Origin of the sequence: Mesorhizobium sp. LSHC420B00, from assembly GCF_000503055.1 — a bacterium.
Classification (GTDB): domain Bacteria; phylum Pseudomonadota; class Alphaproteobacteria; order Rhizobiales; family Rhizobiaceae; genus Mesorhizobium.
Map to the genome: position 1 here is coordinate 261,286 of NZ_AYVY01000003.1, position 25,266 is coordinate 286,551.

General features: G+C 63.0%; 25 protein-coding genes. 12 read left to right on the forward strand and 13 right to left on the reverse strand.

Translation table 11 applies throughout. From position 1 onward, the window contains the following. Positions 1-134 precede the first annotated feature (134 nt). The 5 genes from X760_RS48895 (at position 135) to X760_RS48915 (ending at position 5,293) form a co-directional block, all read left to right on the forward strand. Positions 135-1,040 (forward strand): branched-chain amino acid ABC transporter permease, encoded by a 906-nt coding sequence (locus X760_RS48895; protein ID WP_023718050.1) that lies wholly within the window; start codon positions 135-137, stop codon positions 1,038-1,040. A gap of 204 nt (positions 1,041-1,244) precedes the next feature. Next, positions 1,245-1,829: a TRAP transporter small permease subunit gene (locus X760_RS48900; RefSeq protein WP_023718051.1), complete on the forward strand. Its 585-nt coding sequence runs from the start codon at positions 1,245-1,247 to the stop codon at positions 1,827-1,829. After that, positions 1,829-3,601, forward strand: coding sequence for a TRAP transporter large permease subunit (locus X760_RS48905; protein WP_031193698.1), 1,773 nt, complete (start codon positions 1,829-1,831; stop codon positions 3,599-3,601). The genes X760_RS48900 and X760_RS48905 overlap by 1 nt, the downstream gene beginning before the upstream one ends. Before the next feature lie 16 nt (positions 3,602-3,617). Then, positions 3,618-4,643 (forward strand): zinc-dependent alcohol dehydrogenase family protein, encoded by a 1,026-nt coding sequence (locus X760_RS48910; protein WP_023718053.1) that lies wholly within the window; start codon positions 3,618-3,620, stop codon positions 4,641-4,643. Between the two features lie 275 nt (positions 4,644-4,918). Then, on the forward strand, positions 4,919-5,293 hold the full coding sequence (locus tag X760_RS48915; protein WP_023718054.1) for a VOC family protein: 375 nt from the start codon (positions 4,919-4,921) through the stop codon (positions 5,291-5,293). 151 nt (positions 5,294-5,444) lie between these two features. Here X760_RS48915 and X760_RS48920 read toward each other — a convergent pair whose 3' ends face one another. Beyond that, positions 5,445-6,554 carry a TRAP transporter substrate-binding protein gene (locus tag X760_RS48920; protein WP_023718055.1) on the reverse strand — a complete coding sequence of 370 codons (1,110 nt, stop codon included), beginning with the start codon at positions 6,552-6,554 and terminating at the stop codon, positions 5,445-5,447. Between the two features lie 285 nt (positions 6,555-6,839). Here X760_RS48920 and X760_RS48925 point away from each other — a divergent pair, with 285 nt between their 5' ends. Continuing rightward, the gene (locus tag X760_RS48925; RefSeq protein WP_023718056.1) at positions 6,840-7,613 is read left to right on the forward strand and encodes a gamma-glutamyl-gamma-aminobutyrate hydrolase family protein; all 774 of its coding nucleotides are present in this window, start codon (positions 6,840-6,842) and stop codon (positions 7,611-7,613) included. A gap of 6 nt (positions 7,614-7,619) precedes the next feature. On the opposite strand, the gene X760_RS0137390 is transcribed toward X760_RS48925, so the two are convergent. The 5 genes from X760_RS0137390 to X760_RS48945 form a co-directional block, all read right to left on the reverse strand. Further along, the gene (locus tag X760_RS0137390; protein ID WP_031193699.1) at positions 7,620-8,015 is read right to left on the reverse strand and encodes a hypothetical protein; all 396 of its coding nucleotides are present in this window, start codon (positions 8,013-8,015) and stop codon (positions 7,620-7,622) included. A gap of 154 nt (positions 8,016-8,169) precedes the next feature. Beyond that, positions 8,170-9,150 (reverse strand): 2-hydroxyacid dehydrogenase, encoded by a 981-nt coding sequence (locus tag X760_RS48930; RefSeq protein WP_023718057.1) that lies wholly within the window; start codon positions 9,148-9,150, stop codon positions 8,170-8,172. Next, positions 9,147-10,169, reverse strand: coding sequence for a LacI family DNA-binding transcriptional regulator (locus X760_RS48935; RefSeq protein WP_023676245.1), 1,023 nt, complete (start codon positions 10,167-10,169; stop codon positions 9,147-9,149). Before X760_RS48935 ends, X760_RS48930 begins: the two co-directional genes overlap by 4 nt. Before the next feature lie 68 nt (positions 10,170-10,237). Further along, entirely contained in the window at positions 10,238-11,122 is an 885-nt protein-coding gene (locus tag X760_RS48940) for a DMT family transporter (protein ID WP_036244435.1), read from the reverse strand. Between the two features lie 185 nt (positions 11,123-11,307). Beyond that, a complete protein-coding gene (locus X760_RS48945; protein ID WP_023718059.1) occupies positions 11,308-11,715 on the reverse strand; it encodes a DUF2000 family protein in 408 nt (135 codons plus the stop codon). Between the two features lie 51 nt (positions 11,716-11,766). Between X760_RS48945 and X760_RS48950 the strand changes: the two genes are divergently transcribed. Continuing rightward, positions 11,767-12,639, forward strand: coding sequence for an AraC family transcriptional regulator (locus tag X760_RS48950; RefSeq protein WP_023718060.1), 873 nt, complete (start codon positions 11,767-11,769; stop codon positions 12,637-12,639). Position 12,640: 1 nt separating this feature from the next. Here X760_RS48950 and X760_RS48955 read toward each other — a convergent pair whose 3' ends face one another. Together X760_RS48955 and X760_RS48960 are read right to left on the reverse strand one after the other, a co-directional pair. Further along, positions 12,641-13,123 (reverse strand): MarR family winged helix-turn-helix transcriptional regulator, encoded by a 483-nt coding sequence (locus X760_RS48955; RefSeq protein WP_023718061.1) that lies wholly within the window; start codon positions 13,121-13,123, stop codon positions 12,641-12,643. Between the two features lie 203 nt (positions 13,124-13,326). Beyond that, positions 13,327-14,049, reverse strand: a complete 723-nt coding sequence (locus X760_RS48960; RefSeq protein ID WP_023718062.1) for an intradiol ring-cleavage dioxygenase — start codon at positions 14,047-14,049, stop codon at positions 13,327-13,329. A 186-nt stretch (positions 14,050-14,235) separates the two neighbouring features. Here X760_RS48960 and X760_RS48965 point away from each other — a divergent pair, with 186 nt between their 5' ends. Beyond that, complete coding sequence (locus X760_RS48965) at positions 14,236-15,297, forward strand: GTP-binding protein (protein WP_023718063.1); 1,062 nt, start codon at positions 14,236-14,238, stop codon at positions 15,295-15,297. A 153-nt stretch (positions 15,298-15,450) separates the two neighbouring features. Next, positions 15,451-16,425, forward strand: coding sequence for a WD40 repeat domain-containing protein (locus tag X760_RS48970; protein ID WP_023718064.1), 975 nt, complete (start codon positions 15,451-15,453; stop codon positions 16,423-16,425). A gap of 4 nt (positions 16,426-16,429) precedes the next feature. Here X760_RS48970 and X760_RS48975 read toward each other — a convergent pair whose 3' ends face one another. Continuing rightward, positions 16,430-16,951, reverse strand: a complete 522-nt coding sequence (locus X760_RS48975) for a hypothetical protein (protein WP_348633211.1) — start codon at positions 16,949-16,951, stop codon at positions 16,430-16,432. 89 nt (positions 16,952-17,040) lie between these two features. Between X760_RS48975 and X760_RS48980 the strand changes: the two genes are divergently transcribed. The 3 genes from X760_RS48980 to X760_RS48990 all read left to right on the forward strand — a co-directional run bounded on the left by X760_RS48980 (position 17,041) and on the right by X760_RS48990 (position 20,614). After that, the gene (locus X760_RS48980; RefSeq protein WP_023718066.1) at positions 17,041-18,423 is read left to right on the forward strand and encodes an aspartate aminotransferase family protein; all 1,383 of its coding nucleotides are present in this window, start codon (positions 17,041-17,043) and stop codon (positions 18,421-18,423) included. A 14-nt stretch (positions 18,424-18,437) separates the two neighbouring features. Then, positions 18,438-19,805 carry a glutamine synthetase family protein gene (locus tag X760_RS48985; protein ID WP_031193701.1) on the forward strand — a complete coding sequence of 456 codons (1,368 nt, stop codon included), beginning with the start codon at positions 18,438-18,440 and terminating at the stop codon, positions 19,803-19,805. An 86-nt stretch (positions 19,806-19,891) separates the two neighbouring features. Continuing rightward, the gene (locus X760_RS48990; protein WP_280940411.1) at positions 19,892-20,614 is read left to right on the forward strand and encodes a UdgX family uracil-DNA binding protein; all 723 of its coding nucleotides are present in this window, start codon (positions 19,892-19,894) and stop codon (positions 20,612-20,614) included. Position 20,615: 1 nt separating this feature from the next. Here X760_RS48990 and X760_RS48995 read toward each other — a convergent pair whose 3' ends face one another. From X760_RS48995 to X760_RS49010, 4 genes are all read right to left on the reverse strand, one after another. Then, a complete protein-coding gene (locus X760_RS48995) occupies positions 20,616-21,881 on the reverse strand; it encodes a glycerate kinase (RefSeq protein ID WP_023718069.1) in 1,266 nt (421 codons plus the stop codon). 175 nt (positions 21,882-22,056) lie between these two features. Next, positions 22,057-22,563, reverse strand: a complete 507-nt coding sequence (locus tag X760_RS49000) for a heme-degrading domain-containing protein (protein WP_023718070.1) — start codon at positions 22,561-22,563, stop codon at positions 22,057-22,059. 75 nt (positions 22,564-22,638) lie between these two features. Further along, positions 22,639-23,952, reverse strand: coding sequence for a guanine deaminase (gene guaD, locus X760_RS49005; protein ID WP_023718071.1), 1,314 nt, complete (start codon positions 23,950-23,952; stop codon positions 22,639-22,641). Then, positions 23,949-25,166: a urate hydroxylase PuuD gene (locus X760_RS49010; protein ID WP_023718072.1), complete on the reverse strand. Its 1,218-nt coding sequence runs from the start codon at positions 25,164-25,166 to the stop codon at positions 23,949-23,951. Before X760_RS49010 ends, guaD begins: the two co-directional genes overlap by 4 nt. Positions 25,167-25,266 lie beyond the last annotated feature (100 nt).

Consider the following 25,266-nt stretch of genomic DNA (forward strand, 5'->3'; position numbering starts at 1 on the left):
ATTTGACAAGTTAGATTCCGAGTGCAACGCTCTTCACGGCTGCGAGCGCCGCGGCTTGTAGCACTTTGATTTTGTGCATGATCCCAGCGAAAGTCGATTTCCGATTATTCGGAGCCATGCACCGAGGATTTTGCATGCTCTATTTCTTCCAGCAGGTTCTGAACGGGCTGCATTCGGGCGCGCTCTACGCACTGCTTGCCTTCGGCTATGTGCTGACTAACGGCATCCTGCACCGCACCAATCTTGCCTATGGCGCGCTGTTCGCCTTTTGCGGGCAAACGATGATCCTCACCGCGGCATTCGGCTATCAGGCACTGTGGCTGACGCTGCTTGCATCGGTCGCGCTCGGCATAGTTGCGGCGTTTCTCTACGCGGCGCTGATCAGCCACGTTCTGTCACGAAGCATCTTCGAACCCTTGGCCGACCGCTCGCCCAATGCGATCGTGGTGACAACGCTCGGTATATTGCTGGTCTTGTCGGAAGCCAGCCGCATCGCCGCCAACACCCACGATCTGTGGTTGCCACCGATGCTGGCCCAGACCATCGTCTTCGCGCAGAGTGCCAGCTTCAAGGCGACGTTGACGCTGATCCAGTTGCTCGATTGCGCTGCCGTGCTGGCGGCCATTGCGCTGGCTGCGTGGGGCTTCACACATTCGAGCTTCGGCCGCAGTTGGCGCGCCGTTTCCGACGATCCCAAGGCTGCTGCGATGTGCGGTGTCGATGTCCGCGCGGTGTTTCGGCGTGCGGTGCTTTTCGGCGGCCTTTGCGCTGCGCTGGCCGGCGTGCTCGCCGGCTTCTACTACGGCAACATCAGCTTCGGCACCGGCCTGGTCTACGGGTTGAAGATCCTGTTCGTGACGGCAGTAGGCGGCTATCTTTCGCCGCTGCGGGCGGCACTGGGCGCCGCCGCTTTCGGCATGGCCGAATCGCTATGGGCCGGCTATTTCCCGCTCGAATGGCGCGATGCCTGGATGTACCTGTTCCTCGTCGCCATGCTTGTGCTGATCGGCGCCGGCCGCGACCAACAGAAGATCGCCTGAGCCGCACCCGACTTTGGTTGGTGAAAGAGCCGCATGTCCTTGGACATGCAAAGGACGCGGCAGCTTTTTTGCCGGTCGTCACCTCACAACTGTGTTTATGCGGGCAGGCCCGTGTTGACCCGCCGAACCACGCACTGCATACCGTTGGTCCACAGCGGCGCAACGGACAGGGAACCGCCGCGCTCTGACACAAGGGAGGAATGCATGGCAGGGCTTCTCGCTCTTTCCAGAACCATTGACCGTTTGAACGAATTCATCGGCAAATGGGTATCGTGGCTGATCCTGCTCGCAATTCTGGTAAGCGCCGCTAACGCCGTCATCCGCAAGCTGTTCGACATGTCCTCGAACGCCTGGCTGGAATTGCAGTGGTATCTGTTCGGCGCCGCCTTCATGCTGGCCGCCGCCTACACGCTGAAGCAGAACGACCATATCCGCATCGACATCGTCTACGGCATGTTCTCGCGCCGCGTGCAGCACTGGATCGACCTTTTCGGTCACGTCTTCTTCCTGATGCCGTTCGTGACATTGATGGTGGTCTATTTCGTTCCCTATGTGTCGCTGTCGTATCGCAGCGGCGAGATGTCGAACAATTCCGGCGGGCTGATCATCTGGCCGGCGAAGGCGATCCTGCTGGTCGGCTTTTTCCTGCTTGCGCTGCAGGGCATTTCCGAAATCATCAAGAAAATCGCCATCATGCGCGGTCATATGGACGATCCCACTCCATTCATATCGGTGCATGAACAGGCCGAGCTAGAAGCCAAGGCGCTCGTCGAAGAGGTGCGCTCGTGATCGAGTTCATCGCCCAGAACATGGCGCCGATCATGTTCGCCTCGCTGATCTTCTTCCTGCTGATCGGCTACCCCGTCGCCTTCTCGCTTGCCGCCAACGGCCTGATGTTCTTCTTCATCGGCGTGCTGCTGTCGCCCTATTCGGGCGGCTCGATCAACCTCGCCTGGCCGTTGCTGCACGCGTTGCCGGACAATTTCTACGGCAGCCGGGTGATGTCGAACGACACGCTGCTGGCGATCCCGTTCTTCACCTTCATGGGCATCGTGCTCGAACGATCCGGCATGGCCGAAGACCTGCTCGACACGATCGGCCAGTTGTTCGGACCGGTTCGTGGTGGCCTGGCCTATGCCGTGATTTTCGTCGGCGCGCTGCTGGCCGCGACGACCGGCGTGGTGGCGGCTTCCGTCATTGCCATGGGGCTGATTTCGCTGCCGATCATGCTGCGCTACGGCTACGACCGGCGGCTGGCATCCGGCGTCATCGCAGCATCGGGCACGCTCGCCCAGATCATCCCGCCGTCACTGGTGCTGATCGTGCTGGCCGACCAGCTCGGCCGCTCGGTCGGCGATATGTACAAGGGGGCGCTGATCCCCGGGCTCATTTTGACCGGCATCTACATGCTCTACATCCTGCTCATGTCGATCGTCCGGCCGAAGTCGATGCCGGCACTGCCGCTGGAGGCCCGCACGCTCGGTCACGGTGTGCTGTCGCTGCTGGCGGCGCTGCTGGCGGCGGTGGTGGTTTCCTATGCCGCGTATCGCTACCTCGCGCCAAACCATGGCGGCAATGCCGATATCCTCGGCGCCACCATCGGCGTGATCTTCATCTATGTCGTGGCGATCATCGACCAGCGCCTGAAGATCAACCTGATGTCGAGGTTGGCACAGCAGGTGATCATCGTGCTGATCCCGCCGCTGGCGCTGATCTTCCTGGTGCTGGGTACCATTTTCCTCGGCATCGCCACGCCGACGGAGGGCGGCGCCATGGGCGCCGTCGGCGCGCTGGCGATGGCGGCGATGAAGGGGCGGCTGTCGCTCGACGTGGTCAAGCAGGCGCTGGCCTCAACGACGCGGCTGTCGTCCTTCGTGCTGTTCATCCTGATCGGCGCGCGGGTGTTCTCGCTGACCTTCTACGGCGTCAATGGCCACATCTGGGTCGAGCACCTGTTGACGTCGCTGCCGGGCGGTGAAGTCGGTTTCCTGATTGGCGTCAACATCCTCGTCTTCGTGCTCGCCTTCTTCCTCGATTTCTTCGAGCTCGCCTTCATCATCGTGCCGCTTTTGGCGCCGGCGGCCGACAAGCTCGGCATCGACCTGATCTGGTTCGGCGTGCTGCTCGGGGTTAACATGCAGACCAGCTTCATGCATCCACCGTTCGGCTTCGCGCTGTTTTATCTGCGCTCGGTCGCCGCACGCGTGCCCTATCTCGACCGGCTCACCGGCAAACAGATCGCGCCCGTCACCACCGGGCAGATCTATTGGGGCGCAGTGCCGTTCGTCTGTATCCAGGTGATCATGATCGGCCTGACCATCGCCTTCCCGCAGATGGTGATGCACTACAAAGGCGCCGTCGTCGATCCAGCGACGATCGACATCAAGGTGCCGGAGATGCCCAGCCTGTCGCCGCTCGGCACGCCGCCGGCCGGTGGCAGCACGGCACCCGCTGCGCCCGGCGCGCAGGACCTGTCGCAGCCGCCAAGCTTCGACGAAAAGCCGCCCGCGAAACCGGCGGCACCGGCAACCGATCTGTCGCAACCACCGAGTTTCAATTGACGAAGGCCCGGCAGCCATGAAGGCGGTGCGACTGGAGCGAGTGGGCGGCCTCGCCGTGTGCGAGGTCGAGAAACCGACTGCCGGACCGGACGAGCTGCTGGTGCGGATCGAGGCGTGCGGCGTCTGCGGCACCGACCGGCATCTTTTCCATGGCGAATTCCCGTGCACGCCGCCGGTGACTCTCGGCCATGAATTCTCCGGCATCGTCGAGGCGATCGGACCTGCCGTATCCGGCTTTGCCGTCGGCGACCGCGTCACCGGCGATCCCAACATCGCCTGCGGCCGGTGCGCGCATTGCCAGGCCGGCCGGGTCAACCTCTGCGGCAATCTGCGTGCCATCGGCATCCATCGCGATGGCGGCTTTGCCGAATATCTTGCCCTGCCGCAGAAACAGGCTTTCGTCCTGCCAGGCGATCTGACGCCGACGCATGGTGCGTTCTGCGAGCCGCTCGGCTGCTGCCTGCATGGCGTGGACCTTGCCGCGATCAGACCAGGTTCGTCGGTTGCCGTGCTCGGCGGCGGCGTGATCGGCCTGCTCACCGTTCAACTGGCAAAGCTCGCCGGTGCGACGACCATCATCCTGTCGACGCGCCAGGCCTCGCGGCGCGCCCTTGCCGAGGAACTTGGCGCAACGGCGACGGTCGATCCCAGCGCTTCCGACATCACCGACGCGATCGTCGGCCGGTCGGGTTTGATGCCGGGCGGCGTCGACGTGGTGTTCGAATGCGCCGGCGTGAAAGACACCGTCGAGCAGGCGATGCGGCTGGCCAAGGCGGGCGGCACAATTGTCGTCGTCGGCGTCATGCCGCAAGGCATGAAAGCGGCGTTCGAACCGTTCGACCTGCTGTTCCGCGAGTTGAAGGTCCTGGGCTCCTTCCTCAATCCCTTTACCCATCGCCGGGCCGCCGATCTCATCGCCTCGGGTGCGATCGAGGTAGACCGGCTGATATCGCGACAAGTCGACCTCGACGAGGCGGTGGCGATCATTGCCAACCCGTCGGCACCAGGTGAGGTCAAGGTCCTGGTAGTGCCTCAGGGCTGATCGATCGGGCCAGTTGCCACCGGCGGGGCGACCGGTTACAGAAACTACGCCGAAAAAGACATTGCCGGTTCGGTAGTCCGGCTCTTCCCGTCCTGAGCACGATGCTCGGGGAAGCCTGTTCGCCACATTACTTGTGGGAGAACCCGCGGCCGGCAAGCGAGGCGAAACTCGCGAGCCGGTCGGGTCACGTCCGGATTTTCGGATGTAGCGGTCCCGCCGGTTTGCGCTCTTCGGTCGAAGCCTGTCCGCATTCAACCCGTGGCAGGAGACGCATCATGAAACTGAACCACATAAATCTCGTCACCACCGAAGTTGCCGGCCTTGCCCGCTTCTTCACCAGCCATTTCGGCTTTGAATTTGTCGCCGTGCGCGGCAAGGACGCCTTCGCGGTTCTGCGTGGCATCGATGGCTTCATCCTCAATCTGATGAAGCCGGGGAAAGGCGAGCCCGCCAGCTATCCGGACGGCTTTCACGTTGGCTTCTTCGTCGGCAAGCCGGAGTTTGTGCATGCAAAGCGAGCCGGGCTTGCCGATGCCGGCCTGCAACCGGGCGAGGTCCAGCAGCTAATGCGCGGCCGCATCCAGTCGAGGACGTTCTATTGCCATGCGCCGGGTGGAGTACTGGTCGAAGTCAGTGCGTCCGAAGGCTGACAGGGAAGGACCGCGGGGCGTGGCTCGCGGTCCTTTGACGAGATCCATCAAACGCCTGGAGCGGAATGCATTTCAAACCAAACGGGACATCCGCTTTGTTTTAGCCCTTTTCTGCGACGCCGAGTGGAGCCACTCGGCGTCGCAGAATATTCTAGAGCTTGCCGTTGCGCTGCTGGACCATCATGAAGGTGTCGTAATTGTACTCGGCCACCTGCGCCCAGAGATAATGCTCCTTGCGGAACGCCTTGATCGAGTCCCAGATCTTCTTGAACGGCGCGTTCGAGGCTTCCATCTCGGCATAGACTTCGTTGGCCTTTTCGAAACAGGCGGCCATGATCTCCTGGCTGAACGGGCTCAACTTGGCGCCGCCGGCAACCAGCCGCTTCACCGCCGCCGGGTTGAGGTAGTCGTATTTCTGCAGCATGTTGGCGTCGGCCGCTTGGGCGGCAGTGTGCACCAGCGACTTGTAAGCCGGCGAAAGTTCGTCGTATTTCGCCTTGTTGAACATCAGATGGACGGTCGGTCCACCTTCCCACCAGCCGGGATAGTAGTAATAGGGCGCAACCTTGTAGAAGCCGAGCTTCTCGTCGTCGTAGGGGCCAACCCATTCGGCGGCGTCGATCGTGCCTTTTTCCAGCGCCGGATAAATGTCGCCACCGGCGATCTGCTGCGGAACTACGCCGAGCCTTTGCACCACTTTGCCGGCAAAACCACCGATACGCATCTTGAGGCCGGAAAGGTCGGCGACCGTTTTGATCTCCTTGCGGAACCAGCCGCCCATCTGCACGCCGGTATTGCCGCCCGGCAGCCCGAACAGACCCTGCGTCGCCAGGAACTCGTTGAACAGATCGATGCCGCCGCCATGATAGTGCCAGGCGTTTATGCCGCGCGCGTTGAGCGAAAACGGAACCGCCGCCCCCAGCGCCCAAGTCGGGTCCTTGCCCCAGTAATAGTATGCCACCGTATGGCAGGCCTCGACGGTGCCGGCAGTGGTGGCGTCGGCGGCCTGCAGGCCGGGAACGAGTTCGCCGGCGGCGAAGACCTGGACCTGGAAGTTGCCGTCGGTCGCCTCCGACAGCATCTTGGAAAACACTTCGGCGCCACCATAGATCGTATCGAGCGACTTCGGGAAGGACGACGCCAGCCGCCAGGTCACTTTCGGGTTGGACTGGGCGATGGCCGGCGCAGCAAGTGTCGCGGCAGCGGCCGCGGCGCCGAAACCGGTGGTGCCGGCCTTGCGGATGAACGAACGACGATCCATGAAGTTCCTCCCTTTTGGATCAACTGACCGACATTCAGGACGCTTCGGGGCCCGGATCGGCTTCGAGCCCGACAATACACAGGCAAGGAGTCGAGTCCAGCGTGGCAGCCCGGTTTGAGTGGCGCATTTCGGGGAAATTCACGGCGTTGGGGCAGATCTTGCAACTATAGTCTAAGGTCGATTAACTGGCCTACGCGACACGCCGAAACTTGCCATGGAAATGCGCCTTCGGATCGCCTATTTTGCAGGCAGATAATTCGTTGCACCCGATGGGATCCGGACCAAATGCACCAGCCGCTCGTCGCCATATCGACCGATGTCCGCCAGTTCGACAATTACATTTGGCATGCCACGCCACAGCAATATCTTGAAGCGGCGCTTTCGGGTGCAGGCGTGTTCCCGCTGCTGGTACCGTCCTTCGGCGACCGGCTCGACTTCGATGAACTGCTTTCCGCCGTCGACGGCGTCATGGTCACCGGTTCGAAGTCCAACGTTCATCCCTCGCTCTATGGCGGTGACGCCAGCGAAGCCAATGGTCCTTACGACTCCGCCCGCGACGCGACGACGTTGCCACTGATCCGCCGGGCGGTGGAGCGCGGGGTACCGCTGCTCGCCATCTGCCGCGGAATCCAGGAGATGAATGTGGCACTGGGCGGCACGCTGGCGACCGAAATCCAGGAACGCGCCGGTTCGCTCGACCATCGTGCGCCGGCAAGCGACAATCAGGACGAACGCTTCGCCATCCGCCAGAGCGTGTCGATAAAACCCGGCAGCTGCCTGGCCGGGGTCTTCGGCGCCGGCGACATCCTGGTCAATTCGGTGCATCGCCAGGCCATCGATCGGCTTGGCCCGAAGCTGCAGGTCGAAGCGGTCGCCGCCGACGGCACTGTCGAGGCGGTTTCGGTCAAGGACGCCCGCGCCTTCGCTGTTGGCGTGCAGTGGCATCCAGAGTACTGGGTCGAATCTGACAACATCTCGGCAAAGATTTTCCGCGCCTTCGGCGACGCTGTACGTCTGCATCAGGCGGCGAAATCGGGCGCGCGCGCAGCGGCAGAATAGCGCTCGTCAGTTGCCGGCCGACGGCAGCGATAGCAGCGGCAGCGCCGGCGCGTAGGATTCGTAACCGTCGCCATCGGCGACTGAGAACATGACGATTGGATCGGTGCCGTTGGCGCTGAATGTGACCGTGCCGTCATTCTGCTCTCGCCAGAACTTCGCCTGCTCGACACCGGGCAACACCCGGCGGCAATTCGCGGCGACCGTCAACAGCGACAAGCCTTGCGAAATCTCGGCGCCACGGCTGACCGCACAAGACGCCTCGTCACCATGGGCTACCAGCCGGTAGTTGCCGGATGAAGGTGGTGACTCACTGGCTGCACGGCTTTCACCGCTACCGGCATAAAACAGCTGGACGCTGCCGAACAGCACAGCAACCGCCATCAATGCAGGAAGCGTTTTCATCCTGTTTCTCCGCGCATTTCAAGCGCGCCGCGTTCGAAGAGATCAGGAGGCGCGCTTCATCTTGCTGTCATGTGCTGTCAGGCGGACAGACACTAGGAAGGGACCAGAATGATTCCGAAGGGTTAAGCTGAAGTTAATAGATATGGCAGCCCGCTTACGGCCTTGCCTTGACATTTGCCGTCTCCGGCACCGGCGTCAGTGCCTTGCGCTGCGAAAACCACGAGACCAGATTGTCGACGCATAGGTCCGCCATGGCGCGGCGGGTGTGCTGCGAGGCGGAGCCGACATGTGGCAAAAGCGAGGTGTTGGGCGCGGCAAGCAACGCCGCTGGCACATTCGGCTCGTCGGCAAAGACGTCTAGCCCGGCAGCGGCGATGCTGCCGCTGGCAAGTGCGGCGGCAAGGGCTGGCTCGTCGACCGTGCTGCCCCGGCCGATATTGACGAAGACGCCGTTCGGCCCAAGAGCCGAGAGGATTTCGGCATTGACTGCCCTTTCCGTCGCGGCCCCGCCGGGCGCCACCGAGATCAGTGTGTCGACCGCCTCGGCGAGACCTTTCAGCGTCGGGTGATAGTCATAGGACAGGCCTTCGACGCGGCGCCGGTTGTGGTAGGCGATGGGCAGCCCGAAAGCGTCGAGCCGGCGGGCAATGGCGAGGCCGATGCGGCCCATGCCAAAGATACCGACATGGCGCCCGCGCAGGGTCAGCCGGCTCAGCGGATAGTTGCCTTTGCGCAGCCAACTTCCGTCGCGCAGCCAGGCCTCGGCGCGCGGCAGTTCGCGGATGGTGTTGATCAGCAAGCCGAGCGCCGTATCGGCGACCTCTTCGGTCAGCACATCCGGGGTGTTGGTGACCATGATGCCGCGCTGTACGGCGTGGCGGACATCGACAGAATCATAGCCGACGCCGAAATTGGCGATGATCTCGAGCTTTGGCAGCGCGTCCATCAACGCGGCGCTTATGCCGCCGAAGGCGGCTATGCCGCGCACCGTACGGCGCATGTCGTCGGTGACCAGCGACGGATCGGCGCCTTCGATCCGGACGCGGCTGAACGCCCCGTCGATGCGGCCGACCGCATGGTCGTTGAACTGGCCCGGCACCAGAATGGCGACAGCTTGCTGTTCGGTTTTTGTCATGCACGTTCCACCGGTTTGCCGGTCGACTGGCGCACATGCAGTTCCGGCTTGATCAGTTCCTGCGACGGCCGCACCGTCTGTCCGTTGAGTTTGTCGAGCAGCGCGCTGGCGGCGCGGCGGCCAACCTCGCGCTGGCCGTTCCAGACCGTGGTCAGTGCCGGCGTCGCGATCGCCGCTTCCTCGAGGTCGTCATAGCCGGTAACGGAGATGTCGATGCCCGGCACCAGCCCCGCGCGCGCAATGCCGTTCATCAGGCCGATGGCGACGAGGTCGTTCCAGCAGCAGGCCGCGGTAGGCCTGTCTTTCAGCGCCAAGAACTGCCCGGCAGCCTCGAAGCCGGCCTGCTTGGTGCGCGGGCCGGCGATACGCCATGACGGCCTGACCTCGAGCCCTGCCGCCTCCATGGCGTTGACATATCCCTGATAACGGTCGCGGCCGGTCGACGTCTGGTCGGTACCGCCGATCATGGCGATGCGCTTGTGGCCAAGCGAGATCAGATGATTGGTAGCAAGCCCGGTGCCATAGGCATCGTCGCCGCGAAACACCGGCACGTCGGCACCTTCGACGGTGCGTGCAATCAGCACTGCCGGGAGACCGTTCTCCTCGGCCATGATTATGTCTTCGGGCGGTGTGCCGATGGCCGGCGACATGATGACGCCGTCAGCGCCGAGCTGCAGAAGCGTGTCGATGAAGGTGCGCTGTTTCTCGAGTTGGTCGTAGTGGTTCGACAGGATGAAGGTCTGCCGGCTGCGGTCGAGTTCGCTCTCGATCGAACGCAGTATCTCGGCAAAGAACGGGTTCATGATGTCGTGGACGACGACGCCGACAATGCCCGAGCGTGAGGTGCGAAGGCTGGCGGCACGGCGGTTGTAGATATAGCCGATGGCGCGTGCATGTTCCTTGATACGGTCGCGGGTGCCGCCGGCGACCAGCGGGCTGTCGCGCAAGGCCAGCGAGACCGTGGCCGTGGACACGCCGAGCGCATCCGCGATGGTCGAAAGCTTGATCTTCTGTGCCAGCGCCCTGCGCTCCCGAAGCAATTTAAACTGTTTAAAGGCCGGCTCTTATGCCATCGATCCCGAGCAAATCAAAGTTTTTTTGCCAGCGCTTCCGCCTCCGCGTCCAGCGTCGCGCGGTTGTGCAAGCGAAGCCGGTGCTCGCGGTGGACGATGTAGAGGCCGCTGGCGACGATGACGGTGGCACCGACCAGCGTCCAGCGGTCGGGAAACTGGTTGAAGACGATCAGGCCGGAGATGATCATCCAGATCATCTGCGAATAGGGATAGGGAGCCAGGGCCGTGGTGGTGGCAAGGCGATAGGCCTGCACAAGAAGCCAATGGCCGATGGCGCCGAAGACGCCAAGCATCAGCAATATGAACCAGTGCCAGCCATCCTGCGGCAGCGAAAGCGAAAACGGCAGTGTCGGCAGCAGCAGCACGGCCGGCGCCAGCGCCGAAAACAGGATGAGACTTTCCGAGGTTTCCGTCGCCGACATACGGCGCGTCATGATGACGTAGAAACTGTTCGATAGCATCGAGCCGAGCGCAAAGAGATGGCCGACGCCAAAAACCCCGATGCCCGGCCGGGTGATGATGAGGACGCCGACAAAGCCGCTCATGATCGCCAGCCAGCGCCGCCAGCCGGCCCATTCGCCGAGCAACGGACCGGCAAGCGCGGTGATCACCATCGGGCCGAAGAAGTAGATCGAGGTGGTTTCCGCCAGCTGCAGCATCCGCAGCGCCAGAATGTTGAACATGGTCGATCCGAACAGGAGCAGACCGCGCGTGAGATGCGCCGGCAGGTTGGCGGGACGAAAACGCAACGGCTCACGCCATCCGCGCAGAAAGACGCCGACAAGCAGGACATGGACCGCGAAGCGGGTCCAGGCGACGATCAGCGCCGAGACGCCAGCCAGCACAAGGTACTTGCTGCTGGTGTCGAGGAAGGTGAAAAACACATAGACGGAAAGCATGCACAGGATCGCCGCCGGCGACGTAGCGCTTTCGTCTTGTCTTGGGGGAGCATTCAATTTCAGGCCGGACGGGAAGCAAGGCAGTCCCTCACCAATGCGGGAATTGTCGCCAGCGGGCAAGCCAAAAGAGGCTGGCACACCGACAGGCGACGACAGGCTCAGTTTTGTTCCTGGTGGCCGGAGAGTCAGGTGTGCATGCGGGCACCCTTGGTGATCTTGTCGACGAGCTTCTTTTCGGCGCGAAGCGCGATGCCGACCACCTTGGCATCCTCCGGCGCAAATTCGGCAAAGACGGCACGGTTGGCCAGATCGTACCCAGTCGAAAACATTTCCTCGACATAGAGCGAAACCGTCACACCACGCTCCAGCGCCCGCCGCTGGATCGTTCCGAGCGCCTGGCCGTCTGCCGAAAGCACGATGACCGGCTGGATCGATAGCGGGTTGTAGATATTGCCGGCGCGGTCACGGTAGGGCTCGCCGATGAGGTCGGGAAACTGCGCGACGATGCCGCTGGTCAGAAAGGCGGTGACGTTGAGCTTCTGCCAGACGGGAAGATCGTCCCTGAGCACGATTGCAAATTTCGTATCGAACATGCGACAGTTTCCAATCCGAAAGGGGGCCAATCCGAGGCTGCGAGTGAAGCGATGCCGCACGGTCTAGACGGGGAAGCCTTTCAGGGTCTTGGACGTTTGTGCGTGGATGCAGCCGAGAACTGCATCGTATCGGCACCCGGTACTGCCGGCATGGAACGCATCGAGGCCCGGTTCCACGGCAACGCCTTCGATCTCCATCGCCACGACACCTATGCAATCGGGGTGACGCTTTATGGCATACAGAGCTTCCGCTATCGCGGCGCGACGCATCAGAGCCTGCCTGGCCAGATCATTATCCTTCATCCCGACGAAATGCACGATGGCGGCGCCGGCACAGAAGACGGATTGCGTTACAGAATGCTATATTTGGAGCCGTCCCTGATGCTCGATTGCCTCGGCGGCGGGTCACTGCCGTTTGTCGGGGATGCCGTGATGACAGACCGCGATTTCCGCGCGACGCTGCTTTCGGCGCTCGGGCCGCTGGATCAGGAACTGGACGAGCTGTTTGTGGTCGATTTCATGACGCAGCTGATGCAAAGCCTGGCCCGGCACGCCGGTCAGCCGGCGAAACCGATAGCGAAAACTGCGTGGCGTGCCGCCAGTCTGGCGCGCGACTATCTGGAGGAAAATGTCGCGCGGATTGTACGTTCGGATGAATTGGAGGCGATCACCGGATTGGACCGTTATGCCCTGTCGCGGCATTTCCGCGCCACCTTCTCCACCAGCCCGCACCGGTTCCTGTTGATGCGCCGGCTTCAACGAGCCCGTCGGATGATCGAATGCGACGAGCCGCTGGCGCAAATCGCCATCGCAGCCGGCTTCAGTGACCAAAGCCATTTCAATCGGCATTTCAAGAAGGCGTTCGGCGTCACACCCGGACGCTGGTCGGCACTGACGCGGCGGCCGTCAGCGGCGAACGCGTGACCTATTCAAGGATCTTGTCCTCGATATCCAGTTCGTCATCGGGGAGCACCATTTCGCCGTTCGAAAGATTCGCTTCGACACGGGCAAGCAGCTTGAACAGCGATTTCTGATCCTTCTTGTCGAGACCCTTCAATGCCTGCTTTTCGGTCTTCTTCACCGATTTCTCGATGGCGTGGATGATTTCGCGGCCGGTGTCGGTGAGGAAAATATGCGCCTGGCGGGCATCGGCGGAGGAGGCCCGCTTTTCCAGAAAACCCTGCGCCTGCAGCCGGTTGATGGTCTTGGTGATGGTCGGCGGACGCACGCCGAGGCGGCCGGCAAGATTGCCGGGCGTCTGCCCGTCCTCGCGGTCGAGCGCCAGCATGATCTGGTCCTGACCGGCATAGAAGCCATGCGCCAGAAGCCGGGCGGCGAGCGCCGTGCGCGCCAGCCGCGCCGCCGAATGCAGCCGGCTCATTGTTGCAGTCTTGTCCGCCTTGGCCATGCTCATCCCTCCTCGGCCGAACCGGTGCGGACAGCATAGAAGCAGGCCGCCGATTGGCAATGACGATCGAAAACATTCCGGCTCGGAAAATAGCTTTGCCGGCAAGCATCGCGGTGTTCGCCGTGGCTAATGCCAGATGTTTATTTCAGTTAGATGACAAACGACTTTCCGCGACGGCTGGATGGCGACGTGACGAGGCGCCCTCAACCGGCCTTCACCGCGACCACCATCAAGGCCTGATAGGCGTCCGCCATTTCCCGCAGCGCTGCCTGTGACAGCGGCCCGGCCTGGCGGGCAATGCCGTCCCGCGTGTTCGATGTATCGCGTTTGCCGGGGCGATCGTTATAGGGCGCGACGGTGGCGAATATCTGCTCGCTCAAGCTGTCGGGGAAGAACATCTGGCCGGTCATCGCCGAGCGGTCGTCGGGGAAGATCTTGAAATGGATGTGGGTGGTGCGGCCGCGATACCAGCCGGGATAGATGGTGGCGAAAGAAGCGATGCCGCTTTCATCGGCTCTCTGCCAGCCGCGCAGAAAGCTCTGGCCGGACGTGTCGATATCCTGCCCGTCGCCCTGTCCGGGATAGCCGGAATAGGCGCCCTGGGCGTCGCAATGCCAGATATCGACGCGTGCGCCGGGAAGCGGCCGGCAGGCGGCGTCGACGATTTGCAGCCGCACATTGAGGGCGACGCCCTTCTTGCCCTCGGTGATATCGGCGCGTTCGAGCTTCGGGTCGAAATAGAACGGTCCTTCGGTGACCTCGGGCGTCATGGTGCAGACGCCGGCACCGGCTTCGAACAAAGCAAGCCCGGCATAGGGCGAGACCTGCCCGGCCCTTGCGCCGGCGGGCAGGAATATGCCGCCCGTGGTGACCGCTACAAGACCGAGAGCCTGCCGCCGGCTTAATGGCAAGGACTTGTCGGACATCTGGCGCCTCCTCAGTGCGAACAACCCCTCGCCCTATCTAGGCCCCACCGCCAGCCCGCGCCAATGAACGTTCGGCAATGTGAGGAAAGTTCGGCAATAGCGGCCTCTTTGGCCCATCGGTTTGCCTCGTGCAAAAGCCGAGCACACATCCTATATGGAGCCGACAATCCCTATTCGAGGCACAATATGAGCGACGCACAGACGCAGATCCCCGTTACCGTCCTTACCGGCTATCTCGGCGCCGGCAAGACGACACTGCTCAACCGCATCCTTTCGGAAAACCATGGCAAGCGCTACGCCGTCATCGTCAATGAGTTCGGCGAGATCGGCATCGACAACGAGTTGATCGTGGAATCCGACGAGGAAATCTACGAGATGAACAATGGCTGCATCTGCTGCACCGTGCGCGGCGACCTGATCCGCGTCGTCGAAGGTCTGATGCGCAGGCCCGGCCGCTTCGACGCCATCGTCGTCGAGACCACAGGCCTCGCCGATCCCGTGCCGGTAGCGCAAACCTTCTTCATGGACGACGATGTGCGTTCCAAGACCAGGCTCGATGCGGTGGTGGCGCTGGTCGACGCCAAGCACCTGCCGCTGCGCCTCAAGGATTCCCGCGAGGCCGAGGACCAGATCGCCTTTGCCGATGTCGTCGTGCTCAACAAGACCGACCTGGTCACCCCCGAAGAGCTGAGCAAGGTAGAGGCGACGATCCGCGCCATCAACCCGGCGGCACGCATCCATCGCACCACACGCGCCGGGGTGGCGCTGTCCGAGGTGCTCGATCGCGGTGCGTTCGACCTGTCCCGGGCGCTGGAGAACGATCCGCACTTCCTCGAGGCGCATGACGATCACGACCATCATGATCATGATCACCATGATCACGAGGGCCATGATCATCACGATCATGACGGGCATGACCATCATCACGCGCACCCTTCCGACATCCATGATGTGACGGTGCAGTCGGTGTCGCTGCGCGGCGGCGAGATGGACCCGAAAAAGTTCTTCCCGTGGATCGAGAAGGTCACCCAAATGGAAGGCCCGAACATCCTGCGGCTGAAAGGTATCATCGCGCTGAAAGGCGATGACGAGCGCTATGTCATCCAGGGCGTGCACATGATCATCGAAGGCGACCACCAACGCGCCTGGAAGGACGGCGAGAAGCACGAGAGCCGGCTGGTGTTCATCGGCCGCGAACTCGACGCCGAGCGGCTGAAGACAAGCTTCCAGGCCTGCCACGCCGCTTGATTTAGCTGCCCTTTCCCCCTTCTCCCCTTGTGGGAGAAGGGGCGCCCGCAACGCTGGCGCTCTCTCCTCACGACGATCCGAAGCACGGGTTGAGACCCGCAGCTCAACCCCTTAAGGGTGGGGCAGCAGAAATCTCGAACGGAATGGTCTCTCATGCCGACAGTCGCCCCGCTCGATCTCGAAGGCCACTGCCTCGCCGCCGTGTTCCTTGGCGACGTGCCGCATTTCGCGCTGGCCGACGGCACAATCCATCGGCTCGACCATGGGCACAAGACGGTGCAGGCCAATGACGGGCTGCTCGCCGCCCTTCACGATGGCGCAAACGACCGGCTGATCACCGGCGGTGAGGACGGCAAGATCTTTGCCGTGACCGCAGGCGGCAATACTGCGGAATTGGCGACCGCAGGCAAAAAATGGATCACCAGCGTGGCCGCCGGGCCGCAAGGCGCTGTTGCCTATGCTTCGGGCAAAATTGCCTATGTGCGTTTTGCTGACGGCAAGACCAGGGAATTCTCGCATCCGCGCTCGGTCGAGGGGCTGGCCTTCTCGCCCAAGGGCATGCGCTTCGGCGTTGCTCGCTACAATGGCGCGACGCTGCATTTCCCGGCCGCCGACGGCAAGCCGGTCGAGCTCGAATGGGCCGGCGCCCACACCGGCATCACGTTTTCGCCGGACGGCGGCTTCGTCGTCACCACAATGCAGGAAAACGCGCTGCATGGCTGGAAACTCGCCGACGGCAAGCACATGCGGATGTCCGGCTATCCCGGCAAGGTCAAAAGCCTGTCGTGGAGCGCCAAGGGCAAATGGCTGGCGAGTTCCGGCGCGCCGGCGGCGATCGTCTGGCCGTTTTCGGGCAAGGATGGGCCGATGGGCAAGGCGCCGCTGGAACTCGGCACGCGCGGCAGTGCGATGGTCACCTCCGTCGCCTGCCATCCGAGCCAAGATGTAGTGGCGGTAGGGTATGATGACGGCATGGTGATGGCGGTGCGCTTCGCCGACGCCAGGGAAGTGCTGCTGCGCCGGCCAGGCAAGGGCGCCATCACATCGATGATGTGGGACAAGGAAGAGCGCCGCGTCGCGTTCGGCAGCGCCGCCGGCGATTGCGGCGTCATCGACATTTCCGCCTAGCCCGTTAGTCGGCTCCGCAAGATACTTTGCCGGTCAATTCAGCCGGCTTGCCATCCTTTTCGGCATCGTCCGTTACATCATAGATTGAGAGCAAATAGCGGCCGTCATAGACGCCTTCGTCGCTGGCCTTGGTCAGGATCGCCAGTTCGACATAGTCGTAGGCGTTTTCGACCTGCCGTTCGCGATAGACGAGCAGCCGCAATTCCTTGTTGTCGAGCCAATATTGCGTGAGGTTCTGATCCTCGAACACAGTCTTGCGCAGACTGTCGCCGACTGGCCTGCCCAGAATTTCGAGCTCGCCGCGAAAATTGAAGGTCGGCCCGCCCATGCCTCTGGTGACCCCGGCATCGACCTCAAATTTGACGGCTGCATCCTCGGCGGAACACCAGATGCCGCCGGATGCCAAAGCCGCACCAACCGACGACAGCAGCGTTGCCGCGCAGATGATCGCCCGCACCATCGTGTCCCCTCCAGCCGAAGTGCCATTGGCGCCCGAAGGCGGCTCGCGGTCAAGCGCCTGTTCCATTCAAATGACCGCTGACCCAACACAGGGCAGCCGCCCGCCAATTGCGGTGGCGGATGCCGATTGTCTAAAGTGCGGCGGAGAGGGCCGCCATGAACGTCATCGACCATTCAAAGACCTCCATCGGCGGCATCGGCCCGGCCCGGATTGCCGAGTTGCGCGAGACCGAGGCAGAAGCCTTCCGCCAGGCGCGGCCGAAATCGATGGCGAAAATCGGCAATGGCCTGCCCGGCTTCTTCGGCGGCGTGCCGATGCACTGGATGAACGACTGGCCGACGCCGTTCCCGATCCTCGTTGATAAGGCCAAAGGCACCGCCATCAGAGATATCGACGGCAACCGGCTCGACGATTTCTGCCTCGGCGACACCGGCTCGATGTTCGGTCATTCGCCGCCGCCGGTCGCCCGCGCCATCCGCCGGCAGGCCGGACGCGGTCTGACCTACATGCTGCCTGCCGAGGACGCGCTCGCCATCGGCCCGCTGCTGCAACAGCGCTTCGGTCTGCCGTTGTGGCAGATCGCGACGACGGCAACCGACGCCAACCGCTTCGCGCTGCGGGTTGCCCGTGCCGTTACCGGCCGGGAGAAGATCCTGGTCTTCAACGGCTGCTATCATGGCTCGGTCGACGAGACGATGGTCCGGCTGGTCGACGGCAAAGCGGTGAACCGACCGGGACTGGCCGGCGAATTCCGCGACCTGACGCGGGCAACTGATATCGTCGAGTTCAACGATCTGCCGGCGCTTGAGGCCGCACTTCAGGGCAACGATGTCGCCTGCGTCATCGCCGAGCCGGTGCTGACCAATTCCTGCATGGTGCTGCCCGAAGCCGGCTTTCATGACGGCTTGCGGCGTCTCACCCGTGCGACCGGCACGCTGCTTCTAATCGACGAGACGCATACGATCTCGACCGGTCCCGGCGGCTATACAAGCAAATACGGGCTGGAGCCGGACCTGTTCGTGCTCGGCAAGCCGATTGCCGGCGGCATACCGGCGAGTGTGTGGGGCATGAGCGAAGGCGTTGCGGCGCGCTATGCCGCTTATATCAGCCGGAAAGAGCCCGGCTATTCCGGCATGGGGACAACGCTGTCGGCCAATCCGCTGCAATTCGCGGCGATGCGTGCCACGCTCGAAGACGTCATGACCGACGAGAACTACAGCCATATGGACCATCTGGCGCGGCGGCTCGACGCCGGGCTGACTGCCGTTATCGATCGCTATCGCCTGCCCTGGCATGTTGCTCGGGTCGGCGCCCGCGTCGAGTTCATCTGCGCGCCAGGCCCGCTGAGGAATGGCGGCGAAGCCGAGAGGGCGCATGCGCCGGAGCTCGAAGCGGCGATGCATGTCGCGCTGGTCAATCGCGGCGTGCTGATCGCACCGTTCCACAATATGATGCTGATCTCGCCGGCAACTCGCGCCGCCCAGGTGAACCGGCTGATCACCGCCTTCGGCGCGGTTGCGGCAAAGCTTACGGCATGAGACAAGCTGGCAGCATGAAACAAGCGCCCAAGCAAAGTTTGAACCTGGTCACGGCATCCCCTTCGGGCTCGACGCCCGCCGAGGCGCAGGCCTTTCTCGACGCCCATCCGGAGATCGAAGCGTTCGACATCGTGCTGACCGACGCCAATGGCGTGGGGCGCGGCAAGATCGTGCGCCGACATGAGTTGATGAGCATCTTCGAGGGCGGCCGGCACATGCCGATCTCGATCCTCGGCCTCGACATCACCGGCGAGGATGTTCACGAGACCGGGCTGATCTGGACGACCGGCGACGGCGACCTGCGGGCGTGGCCGATCCCCGGCACGCTGGTGCCGCTGTTCGGCACCCAGCCGCCGCGCGGCCAGGTGTTGATGGCGATGTACCATCTCGATGGCCAGCCGATGTCGTCCGACCCGCGGCTGGCGCTCGCCCGCCAGGTAGATATCCTCGCGGCCAAGGGCCTGCATCCGGCCGGCGCCTTCGAGCTCGAGTTCTTCCTGCTCGCCAATGAGCGCGATGCCGAAGGCAAGGTGCAGCCGGCGCATGCGGTGCTCGACGGCCGCCGCTCGGCCAAGACAGAGGTCTATTCCGTCGACCATCTGCACGGCATGGAGCCGCTGTTTTCCGACATCTATGCCGCGGCCAAGGTGCAAGAGATCGGAAGAGCACACGTCTNGATGCGGGCGGCCGACGATCTCGTCATGCTCAAGCGGCTGGTGCGGGCGCAGGCACGCCGTCATGGTGTCACCGCTTGCTTCATGGCCAAGCCGATCGAGAAGTATGCCGGCTCTGGCATGCATTTTCATGTCTCGCTGCTGGATGATGCCGGCAAGAACGTCTTTGCCGAAGCCGGCGGCGAAAGCTGGTCGCTGCCGCTGCTGCGCGGTCTCGGCGGACTGATCCAGACGATGGCGGAATCGATGCTGGTGTTCGCGCCGCACGCCAATTCATGGCGGCGCTTCGTATCGCAATCCTATGCGCCGGTGGCGCCGACCTGGGGCGTCAACAACCGTTCGGTGGCGCTGCGTGTGCCAGCCGGCGATGCCAAGAACCGCCGCATCGAGCACCGGCCATCGGGCGTCGACGCCAACCCTTATCTAGTCGCGGCAACGGTGCTGGCCGGCATCACTAGGGGTCTCGACGAAGGTCTTGACCCCGGCCCTGAAACCACCGGCAATGGCTACGAATCCGCCGTCACGCGCACGACGATGCCGGTCGACTGGCGTGCCGCGATCGAGGCGGCAAGGGCGTCGACCTTCCTCAAGGGCGCATTGGGCGAAGACCTGCACCGGACATTCGTGGCGATCAAGCAGTCGGAATATCTGCGCGTGGCGCGCACGGTCAGCGAACTGGATTATCACCTCTATCTGCACGAGGTTTAGGGCTTCACATCGTCGGCCATCTGCCGGTGAAGGCCCATGCGGAATAATTTCAGCGGAACCTTCGGCGGGCTTTGCTCATTGCGTGTCTGATTGCAGGAGCGAACAAGGCCGCCTTAGTCATGATCGCCAGGATGCAGACAACCCCGACGCCGCACCATGCCAAGGTGCAGTCGAGAGGCTTGCCTGCAAGCAAGTCCCCGGACACGACAGAAATCGACGCCAGGACGATTCCTGAACTGCGCGAAACGGCCAAGATCTGCCGCCGCTGTCCGCTATGGCGCGATGCCACGCAGACCGTGTTCGGTGAGGGTCCTGATAAAGCCAAGGTGATCTTCGTCGGCGAACAGCCGGGCGACCAGGAGGACCTGGCGGGCAAGCCTTTCGTCGGTCCGGCCGGGAAGGTGTTCGACGCGATCCTGGATGATGCCGGCGTCGATCGGCTGAAAGTCTACGTCACCAACGCGGTTAAGCATTTCAAGTTCGAGCCGCGCGGCAAGCGGCGCATCCACTCCAAGCCGAATGCCGGCGAGGTGCAGGCTTGCCGCTGGTGGCTGGACAAAGAGATCGATCTGATCAAGCCCAACCTGGCGGTGGCACTCGGCGCCACTGCAGCGCAGGCGCTGCTCGGCAAGGTGGTGCCGATCATGAAGATGCGCGGGGCGGTAGTGGAGCGCGACGATGGCTTGCGTGTCTTCGTCACCATCCACCCGTCCTTCATTCTGCGCATTCGCGAGCCGGCGGACAAGCGGGCCGAACGCGAGCGGTTCCTGCAGGATATGAGAGCGGTGAAAAGGCTGATGGCGGCCTGAGCTATTTGATCAATATCGCCCGGAGATCGTTGATGTTTGTGCCGGTCGGACCGGGTACGAAAAGGTCATCTACGGCATTGAATGCCGTCCAGGCGTTGTTGCCGGCAAGCATGGCCTTGGCATCGACGCCCGCCGCGCGCATCCGCGAAACTGTCGAGCCGTCGGCGAAGGCGCCGGCATTGTCTTCCGAACCGTCAATGCCGTCGGTGTCGGCGGCCAGTGCGTGCACGCCCGCCATGCCGGTGATGCCGATGGCGAAGGCGAGCAGGAATTCCGAGTTACGGCCGCCTTTGCCTTTCGCGCGCAGGGTCACCGTCGTCTCGCCGCCCGACAGGATCAGCACCGGCTTTGCAAATGGCCGGCTGCGCGTCGCCACCTCGCGCGCGATTGCGGCGTGGATGCCACCGACCTCGCGTGCCTCGCCCTCGATGGAATCGGAGAGAATGACGGCCTGAATACCTCGGCGCTTCGCTTCGGCCGCTGCTGCTTCCAGCGAGACGCCGGCCGAAGCGATCAGATGCACCTCGTTGCGGATAAAACGCGGATCGTCCGGACGTGGCGCATCGGCCGCCGGCGACTTGATATGCGCCATGACCGAAGCCGGCAGCTTCATGCCATAGGCAGCGATCGACGCCAGTGCGTCCTCACGGCTGCCTATGTCCGGCACGGTCGGACCAGAAGCGACCAGAGCCGGATTGTCGCCCGGAATGTCTGATACCACCAGCGAGACCACCTTGGCCGGATATGCGGCGGCCGCCAGCCTGCCGCCCTTGATGGTGGAAAGGTGCTTACGGATCGTGTTCATCGCGGCGATCGGCGCGCCGGAGGCGAGCAGCGCCTCGTTGACGGCGATCTCATCGGCCAGCGTCAGACCTTCGGCGGGTGACGGCAGCAGCGCCGAGCCACCGCCGGAAATGAGCGCTACGACCAGGTCGTCCGCAGTCAGTCCCTGGACTTTTTCGAGCAGCCGTCGCGAAGCTTCCAGCCCGGCGGCATCCGGCACCGGATGCGCCGCCTCGATGATCTCGATGCGCCGGCAGGCCGCGCCATAGCCGTAGCGGGTGACGACCAAACCTTCGATCGGCCGGTCCCACACTTTCTCGAAAGCCGCCGCCATCTGCGCCGAGCCTTTTCCTGCACCGATGACGATCGTGCGGCCCTTCGGCCTTGCGGGCAAATGATTCTTGATCGTCCTCTGGGGATCGGCGGCGGCAACGGCGGCGTTGAAGATGGATATAAGGAAGGATTTCGGGTCGAGAATGGTCATACTGAGCTGCCACCGACGTTCTGCGAACTTCTGCGGCGTTTGCGCTGCCCCTCACCCTTACCCTCTCCCCGTCTAGAGACGGGGAGAGGGGGTAGCCAGCGTTGGAGCGCTTCCCTTCTCCCAGTCGCTAGACGGGGAGAAGGTGCCGGCAGGCGGATGAGGGGCGGCGCCAACGTCACGATGTTGCTTCCGGCGGCAGGACCAACTCCTGGTTATCCACGCCCAAATAGGCACAGAGCGCATCGACGACCACACCATGGTCCTCACGCTCCGGCAGGCCCGAGACGGCGATCACGCCGATGACACCGGCGCCCTTGACAGTGATGGGAAAGCCGCCGCCGGCCAGCACGTAGTCGACAATGTCCAGCCCCTCGCCAGGCTTGAAGCTGCGGTCGGGGCGCTGCTGCTCCAGCACCATGCGGTAGGTGCTTTTCAGGAATCGCCGCACGACGTTGATCTTGCGCCGCGCCCAGTCCGCATTGGAAGCGTTCGAGCCGGGCATTGCCGCATAGAACAGCGGCCGATCGAAGGTTCTGATATCGATGATGATCGGCAGGTTCTCGGTCAAAGCCCGGTCGCGGATCGCCGAGCCGATCTCGAAAGCGACAGCCTCGTCGAAGGCGGAGAAAACAAGCGCGGCTTCCTGTTTCTTGATCAGAGCGATGTCGTCCGCAACGGCCATGTCGTTCCCCTGTCAATCTCGCCGCACGCTTTGGCCGATGGCTGCCGTTCGGTCAAGCCGGGACGCCGGGACCAGCTAGGTCGCCATGTCCGCCTTAGCTGCCCGACCGGCGACATAGACCTCGTGCACGGCGCGGTCGTCGCCGAGCGTCTGCAGCAGAAACAATTCCTCGGCGAGCGTGTCCGCCGTCTCCACCCGCAGCCGCATCGCCGGCGTGGCGCGGGCGTCGAGCACGACGATATCGGCGTCGCTGCCTTCCTCCAGAGTGCCGATCTTTTCCACAAGCGACAGCGCCTCAGCATTGCCGCGGGTCAGTTGCCAGAATGACTGAAACGGATTGAGCTTCTCGCCATTCAGCGCGATCACCTTGTAGCCCTCGTCCATGGTGCGCAGCATCGAATAGTTGGTGCCACCGCCGACATCGGTGGCGGCGGCGATGCGGAGCGGCTTCTCGCGGCGGCGATAGCGCTGATAATCGAACAGGCCCGAGCCGAGAAACAGGTTGGAGGTCGGGCAGAACACCGCCACCGAGCCGCTATCGGAAAGCGCATCCGCCTCGCGTTCCGACAGATGGATGCAATGGCCGAACAGGCTTCTGCGCCCGAGCAGCCCGTAATGCTCATAAACATCGGTATAGTCGCGCGCCTGCGGATGAAGCTGCTGCGTGAAGGCGATCTCGGCGTGGTTTTCCGACAGATGCGTCTGCATATGCAATTGCGGATATTCGCGGCAGAGCGCGCCCGCCGTTTCCAATTGCTCGGGTGACGAGGTGATGGCGAAGCGCGGGGTGATGGCATAGTGCTGGCGCCCCTTGCCGTGCCACTCCTCGATCAGCGCCTTGCTGTCGTCATAACCCGATTGCGGCGTGTCGAGCACGCCGTCCGGCGCGTTGCGGTCCATCATCACCTTGCCGGCGATGTTGAGCATGTTGCGGTCATGCGACTCGGCAAAGAACGCCTCGGCCGATTCCTTGTGTACCGAGCAATAGGCGGCGACAGTCGTCGTGCCATGACGCAATACTTCATCCAGGAACAGCCTGGCGATACGGCGGCCATGCTGAGCGTTCCCGAATTTTGTCTCTTCCGGAAAAGTGTAGGTGTTCAGCCAGTCGAGCAGCTCGGCGCCGAAGGAAGCGATGACCTGCATCTGCGGAAAATGCGCGTGCGCATCGATGAACCCGGGCAGCAGCAGATGCGGCCGATGGTCGACCTTTCTTGTTCCCTCGCCCGCCTTTTTCTCGACCTCGGCATAGGCGCCGGCGGCAATGATCCTACCGTCGCGGAGCAGCAGGCCGCCATCTTGCTCGTAGCGCCAGGCGGAATGGTCGTCGACGGTTTCGGGCCAGCGCAAAAACGACAGCGTGCGGCCGCGCAGGAGCGTGCTGGTCATTTCCTTGCGCCTTCGAACCATGCCACCAGCAGCGCCCGTTCCTTGTCGGTGATCTGGGTGACGTTGGCGGGCGGCATGGCGTGGCTGCGGCCGGCCTGCAGGTAGATCTCGCCGGCGTGCTCGGCGATGCCGGCATCGGTGTCGAGCATCACGCCCTTCGGCGCGTGGTAGATGCCCTCGTAGGACGGCTCCGCGGCGTGGCACATCGAACAGCGGCCAAGCACCGTATCGCGCACGGCAGGGAAATGCGCCGAGGCAACGTAGACCTGGGCCGCCGCCGACGCCTTCGCCTCGCCGGTCAGCAACTTCGGCACCGTCGACAGCCAGATGATGACCAAGAACAGCACGGCCGCCGCCAGCCAGGTCCAGGTCGGATTGCCTTTGCGCGCATGCCTGGTGTTGAAATAGTGCCGGATCAGCACGCCGATGATGAACACCAGCGAGGCGATGACCCAGTTGAACTCTGTCCCGAACGCCAGCGGATAATGGTTCGACAGCATCAGGAACAAAACGGGCAGCGTCAGGTAGTTGTTGTGCAGCGAGCGCTGCTTGGCGATCTTGCCGTATTTCGGATCGGGCTTACGGCCGGCGATCAGGTCGGCGACGACGATCTTCTGGTTGGGGATGATGACCATGAAGACGTTGGCCGACATGATCGTCGCGGTGATGGCGCCAAGATGCAGGAACGCGGCGCGGCCGGTGAACAGGTGGGTCAGTCCCCAGGCCATGAATACCAGCACCCCATACAGCACCAGCATCAGGCCGGTGTCGCTGTTGCCGAGCGGCGAACGGCACAGGAGATCGTAGACCACCCAGCCGACGCCGATCGTCGCCAGCGACAGCAAGATGCCTGTAGGCACCGACATGGCAAGCACATTCGGATCGATCAGGAACAGGTCCGCCCCGGCATAATAGACCACGCACAGCATCGCGAAGCCTGACAGCCAGGTGGCGTAGGATTCCCACTTGAACCAGGTCAGGTGCTCGGGCATTTCGGCCGGTGCCACCAGATATTTCTGCACGTGGTAGAAGCCGCCGCCATGCACCTGCCATTCCTCGCCGAAAGCGCCTGCAGGCATGCCCGGGCGTTGGCGCAGGCCGAGGTCGAGCGCGACGAAATAAAAGGACGAGCCGATCCAGGCGATGCCGGTGACGACGTGCAGCCAGCGCACGGCGAAACTCAGCCAATCCCAGAATATCGCGAAATCCATCATGAAAAATCGTCCCTGCCGATCGACTGATTTTACGGACTGGAGCGCAAACGGAAAGGGCTGAGGTGCACGATGACTTTCAAAAAAAATTGGAAAATACTAG

Bases quoted from the DNA above. Each gene is read 5' to 3' on its own strand.
- X760_RS48900 (WP_023718051.1), top strand. From the start codon at position 1,245: ATGGCAGGGCTTCTCGCTCTTTCCAGAACCATTGACCGTTTGAACGAA.
- X760_RS48940 (WP_036244435.1), bottom strand. From the start codon at position 11,122: ATGCTTTCCGTCTATGTGTTTTTCACCTTCCTCGACACCAGCAGCAAG.
- X760_RS48975 (WP_348633211.1), bottom strand. From the start codon at position 16,951: ATGGAACAGGCGCTTGACCGCGAGCCGCCTTCGGGCGCCAATGGCACT.
- X760_RS48995 (WP_023718069.1), bottom strand. From the start codon at position 21,881: ATGACCATTCTCGACCCGAAATCCTTCCTTATATCCATCTTCAACGCC.
- X760_RS48920 (WP_023718055.1), bottom strand. From the start codon at position 6,554: ATGGATCGTCGTTCGTTCATCCGCAAGGCCGGCACCACCGGTTTCGGC.
- guaD (WP_023718071.1), bottom strand. From the start codon at position 23,952: ATGACCAGCACGCTCCTGCGCGGCCGCACGCTGTCGTTTTTGCGCTGG.
- X760_RS48980 (WP_023718066.1), top strand. From the start codon at position 17,041: ATGAACGTCATCGACCATTCAAAGACCTCCATCGGCGGCATCGGCCCG.
- X760_RS48945 (WP_023718059.1), bottom strand. From the start codon at position 11,715: ATGTTCGATACGAAATTTGCAATCGTGCTCAGGGACGATCTTCCCGTC.
- X760_RS48895 (WP_023718050.1), top strand. From the start codon at position 135: ATGCTCTATTTCTTCCAGCAGGTTCTGAACGGGCTGCATTCGGGCGCG.
- X760_RS48960 (WP_023718062.1), bottom strand. From the start codon at position 14,049: ATGTCCGACAAGTCCTTGCCATTAAGCCGGCGGCAGGCTCTCGGTCTT.
- X760_RS48970 (WP_023718064.1), top strand. From the start codon at position 15,451: ATGCCGACAGTCGCCCCGCTCGATCTCGAAGGCCACTGCCTCGCCGCC.
- X760_RS48930 (WP_023718057.1), bottom strand. From the start codon at position 9,150: ATGACAAAAACCGAACAGCAAGCTGTCGCCATTCTGGTGCCGGGCCAG.
- X760_RS48950 (WP_023718060.1), top strand. From the start codon at position 11,767: ATGCCGCACGGTCTAGACGGGGAAGCCTTTCAGGGTCTTGGACGTTTG.
- X760_RS48910 (WP_023718053.1), top strand. From the start codon at position 3,618: ATGAAGGCGGTGCGACTGGAGCGAGTGGGCGGCCTCGCCGTGTGCGAG.
- X760_RS48965 (WP_023718063.1), top strand. From the start codon at position 14,236: ATGAGCGACGCACAGACGCAGATCCCCGTTACCGTCCTTACCGGCTAT.
- X760_RS48925 (WP_023718056.1), top strand. From the start codon at position 6,840: ATGCACCAGCCGCTCGTCGCCATATCGACCGATGTCCGCCAGTTCGAC.
- X760_RS48915 (WP_023718054.1), top strand. From the start codon at position 4,919: ATGAAACTGAACCACATAAATCTCGTCACCACCGAAGTTGCCGGCCTT.
- X760_RS48955 (WP_023718061.1), bottom strand. From the start codon at position 13,123: ATGGCCAAGGCGGACAAGACTGCAACAATGAGCCGGCTGCATTCGGCG.
- X760_RS49000 (WP_023718070.1), bottom strand. From the start codon at position 22,563: ATGGCCGTTGCGGACGACATCGCTCTGATCAAGAAACAGGAAGCCGCG.
- X760_RS0137390 (WP_031193699.1), bottom strand. From the start codon at position 8,015: ATGAAAACGCTTCCTGCATTGATGGCGGTTGCTGTGCTGTTCGGCAGC.
- X760_RS49010 (WP_023718072.1), bottom strand. From the start codon at position 25,166: ATGATGGATTTCGCGATATTCTGGGATTGGCTGAGTTTCGCCGTGCGC.